This is a genomic window from Micromonospora palythoicola, assembly GCF_036689795.1.
GTDB classification, from domain to species: Bacteria; Actinomycetota; Actinomycetes; order Mycobacteriales; family Micromonosporaceae; genus Micromonospora; species Micromonospora palythoicola.
In genome coordinates this window covers 1-4,177 of the sequence record NZ_JBAGKI010000131.1, presented here as the reverse complement: position 1 = coordinate 4,177, position 4,177 = coordinate 1, and the positions used below count along the sequence as shown (strand labels likewise).

The following is a 4,177-nucleotide window of genomic DNA, read 5'->3' as shown; positions in this document are numbered from 1 at the left end:
CCCCGGCACCGTGGGCGGCGCGTCACCCCGACGGCCGGCAGGGGGCCGTACGTAGGAACCGACGTCGGGCGGGCCCGGATGGCCCACCGCGCCGGACCGGTCCGGCGCGCCCACCAACGGCGATCCGGCCGGCTCCCAGCCGACGGGTCAGCGATCCTTCTTCGAGCCGGCGAACGGTCGCTCGCCGCATCGCGGTGACCGCCTCGCCGACCGGGCAGCACCACCGTCGCGGTTCCGAGGCGGTCAACCGTTCCCCCGCCGGGGACCGGCCGGTGAACAGCCGTCCGACGGGCCGACCCGCGCTTTCGTGTTCAGCGAGGACGACCAGGCCACCATCCGGAACCGTCCCGTCCCGCAGGAGGAGACGACCCAGCCGCTGCCACCGCCCGACGGGCCGGTTCGGCCGCTGCGGGTGAGCACCCCCGTCGGTTGGGCGGCTCCGGGTGGCGGTGATCCGACCGCCGGTGGCGGTGATCCGACCGAGGCGCTACCCCGTCGCCAGCCGGAGGAGGAACAACCGACCTCGGCGGCCGAGCCGGTCTCCGCTCCGCCCGCGCCGCGCCGCGGCTTCACCCCGATCGTCATAGAGGGCACCATCATCGAGGCCCGGGACCTCACCCTCGGCAACGGACACGCAGGTCAGCCTGGCGGGTCAGCCGGCGGTGGGGACCGGTCCGCGACCGGGGCGGGCGCGGCGTCGGTTCGTCCGGCAGCGGAGGACGCGAAGGTGGCGGGCCGACCGGAGCCGACGGTCGCCGATCCCGAGCCGACGGCTGTCGATCCCCAGCGGGTGGCTGTCGATCCCGAGCCGACGGTACGCTTCCCGGCCCCCCGGCCGGAGCCGACGGTGGCGGCAGCGGAGCCGACGGTGGCGGTGCCGGCAGCACCGCCCGAGCCGACCGTCCCGGTCCAGACGGTGACGCCCGAGTCGGCGGTCGCCGCCCCGACGGCCGCTCCGGCGCCGCCGCGCCAGGACCGGACGGATGCCGGCGTCGGAGTGGCGGCACCGGCCGCCCGTCCGGCCGGCCCGGCTGTGGAGAGCCCGTCGCTGTTCACGCCGGTGTCCGGGGCGCCGTCCGAGTCCTCGGATCCGACATCCACGTCCGGTGCGCCCACCGCGCCCACGTCCGGTGCGCCCATCGCGCCCGCGTCCGGTGCGCCCATCGCGCCCGCCGGTCCGCCCTTCCAACCCGCCAACGAGGTGGAGGAGGACCTGTACGGTGCCGCGGAGGCCGGCAGCACGGACACCTTCCTGTCCACATTGCTGTTGGCCCGGGTTCTGATGCCGGTGGCGGCCGACTCCGCCCCCGGCAGCCGTCCCGGCGATCCGGGCTTCGTCTGGCCCGCCGTGCAGTTGGACGGGCAGACCTTCGTGGTGGCCTACACCTCTCCGCAGCGCCTCGCCGACCATACCGATCCGGCGGCCGAGACGGTCCAGGTCCGCTTCGTCCAGCTCATCCGGAAGTGGCCCGACCTCTCCTGGTCGTTCGCCGTCAACCCGGGCACCCCGGTGGGTGCGAAGCTGCCCGGTGAGCAGATCGTCGGGCTGGCCAACTGGGCCGCCGAACTCGGCCTCGGCGACGACGCCGAGGGTGAGCCCGAGCCGAACGTCGAGGCCCCCGCACCGGCGAGCAGCCCACGGCAGGCGGCGCCGGCGGGTGACCTGACCCGGCCGATCGTGATGCAGAAGGCGATCGCACCCAGCCAACTCGGCTACTACCTGGAACGGGGCTACGACCGGGTCTCCGGGTTCGTCCACCGGGCGAGCGAGCTGGCGCATCTCACCACCCCGGCCGCCCTCTACCAGGCGCTCGGCCTCAACCACCCCGAGTCGCCCTTCGCGCCGGACGCTGAACAGATCTACGTGCTCCGGTGGCCGGCGTACCGGCCGAGCCTGTACCGCATCCCGTACGGCGGGCAGAACGAGGCGGCAATGCGGGCGATGGAGGGTTGGGTCATCGAACGGCCACCGTTCCGCGGCAACGGCTTCGCCCCCGGTGAGGGCAGCGACGTGCTGGCCGAGTTCAAGGTGGACAGTGTCCGGCTGCCGCACGGCGCTCAACTGGTCCGCATCGACGCCTCGGGCACCGAGCGACCGGTCGCCGTGCTCGACGCCGACACGCTCTCCTGGCGCGAGGTCGGTGAGCGGTGATGCGCGACGGCTATGTGGCGCGCTGGCGCGGGCGGGAGTTCCCGGCCAGCCCGGACGGCAGCGAGGTCCGGCTGTACCAGCCGGAGGCGACCGAGGGTTTCACCGAGGTACGCCCCGGCCGGCACGTCCGGGTCGTACCGGCCGGCGAGATCGAGGAACTGGTGTACGTCCGTACCACCTGCACCTGGAAGGGGCAGCCGTTCATCGTGCTGGCCGAGCACGACGGGTGGCTGCGGGTCGAGTACACCGGTGGCCGGTGGCCGGTCGCGCAGGCGATGCGGCTGGAGGCCTTCGACTTCGGCGTCTACCAGGGATGGGCCCCGGTCGGCGAGGTCACCGACGTCCGCGAGCAGCGGGTCTGAAGCTCAGGACTTCGCCCAGCGGAGGACCTCGCCGAGCACCAGTTCCGGCATCTCCAGGTGGGGAAAGTGCCCGACCTCGTCGAGCAGCCGCCACTCGTACGGTGCGCTGACGTAGCGACCGGAGCCCTGGGCGGTACGCGGCAACGCCGCCACGTCCCGCGCCCCGTGCAGTTGCAGGGTGGGCGCGGACAGCGGTCGCTGCATCAGCTTCACGAACCGGTAGCCGTGCAGCCGCAGCACCGACCGGAACGCCCACCGGTAGCCCTCCAGCGCGCAGAAGGCGGCCTGCGGGATCCGCATGGCCTCCCGGTAGCGCCGCGCGTAGTCGGCGAAGTCCGCGCCGGTGACCCAGCGGTGGCCGCCCCAGCGGCGCAGGATCTCCTCCACCGCGCGGCCGTTGTCGCGGGTGAGGAGGTGTTCATACCGGGGCAGCTGGAATCTCAGCGCCGGGGTCGACGCGGCGAACTGGCCGCGCGGGTCGGCGAAGATGGCCGCCCGCAGCCGCAGCGGATGCGGGGCGCCGAGCACCACCAGGCGACGCACCAGGTTGGGGTGGAACGACGCCGCGGTCCAGGCGATCATGCCGCCGGCGCCGGTGCCGACCAGGGTGGCCGAGCGCTCGCCGAGCGCCCGGATCAGCCCGGCCACGTCGGCCGCGAGGGTGTAGCCGTCGTACCCCCGGGGTGGTTTGTCGCTGGCGCCGTAGCCCCGCAGGTCCATCGCGACGGCGCGGAAACCGGCGTCGGCGACCGCCGGCAGCATCCGGTGCCAGGCCCACCAGTGTTCGGGAAAGCCGTGCAGGAAGAGCACCATCGGCCCGGTACCCGCCTCCACGACGTGGAAGCGGCTGCCGTTGGCACCCACGAACCGGTGCGTCCACGGCCCCTCGGTGAGTACGCAGGACTCGTCGACGGCCTCGTCACGCTGCTCGGTCATGCCCGACAGCCTAGGGCCCCGATGCCGCTCGCCTGGCCGGTGCCGTCGCCGCGGTGGCCCAACCGATCCGACACGACGACGTCGACGGTCAACCGACCTGGCTCATCTTGAGGATGCTGACCGGGATTCCGGGGCCGCAGTCCACCTCGGCCGTCGCCGGGGCGGTGGTCACCCGGACCCAGGTGCCGGTGGCGAAGGTGCCCTTGTCGGTGCCGTACATGGCGTACTCCCGGCCGTCGTCGGTGACCAGGGTGTAGCAGGGCCCGTTGCCGCCCCGACTGAGCCGGCCGGCCAGGACGTTGGCCTTGCGTAGCTCGGTGGGATGGCTCGGTGGTGCGGTCGGCTTGCCGATCAGCGGCGGTTCGGTGGGCGATCGGGTTCCGCCGGTGCGCCCGACGGGAGGTTGCCCGGTGGCACCGTCGGCGGTGGCATCGCCCGCCCCGGTGGGGCCGGCTGTCGCGGTGGGTCGCTGGTCGGCGGTCACGGTGCCTCCGTCCGGCTCGCCGCACCCGGCGAGGGTCAGCAGCGCGACGAGGCTGGCCGCCGAAGCTCGGGTACGGATCGTGGTGGGCACGGCGGTATGACGTGAGCGGCGACGCGACGGTTCCCCTCCGGTGGTGGCCGGTGCGGAAAGGGCGGTGGCCCCGGGCGCGGACCAGCCCCGGGGCCCCCCAGGGCGGGGGGGCCGAGGAGGCGAAAGGCGCCGAGGGGTAGTTAACCGTGTGGA

At 74.1% G+C, this 4,177-nt stretch carries 3 protein-coding genes and 1 pseudogene; 2 read left to right on the top strand and 2 right to left on the bottom strand.

Annotation, left to right across the window (positions count from 1 at the left end):
* Positions 1-943 precede the first annotated feature (943 nt).
* Positions 944-2,152: pseudogene (locus tag V5O40_RS27835) on the top strand (SseB family protein); the annotation flags it as partial.
* Entirely contained in the window at positions 2,149-2,514 is a 366-nt protein-coding gene (locus V5O40_RS27830) for a hypothetical protein (RefSeq protein WP_164446477.1), read from the top strand. The pseudogene V5O40_RS27835 and the gene V5O40_RS27830, both read left to right, overlap by 4 nt.
* Before the next feature lie 3 nt (positions 2,515-2,517).
* Here the strand turns inward: V5O40_RS27830 and V5O40_RS27825 are convergent, their stop codons facing one another.
* Positions 2,518-3,450: an alpha/beta fold hydrolase gene (locus V5O40_RS27825; RefSeq protein ID WP_332908198.1), complete on the bottom strand. Its 933-nt coding sequence runs from the start codon at positions 3,448-3,450 to the stop codon at positions 2,518-2,520.
* Positions 3,451-3,538: 88 nt separating this feature from the next.
* Positions 3,539-4,024 carry a hypothetical protein gene (locus V5O40_RS27820; RefSeq protein WP_332908197.1) on the bottom strand — a complete coding sequence of 162 codons (486 nt, stop codon included), beginning with the start codon at positions 4,022-4,024 and terminating at the stop codon, positions 3,539-3,541.
* Positions 4,025-4,177: the final 153 nt, after the last annotated feature.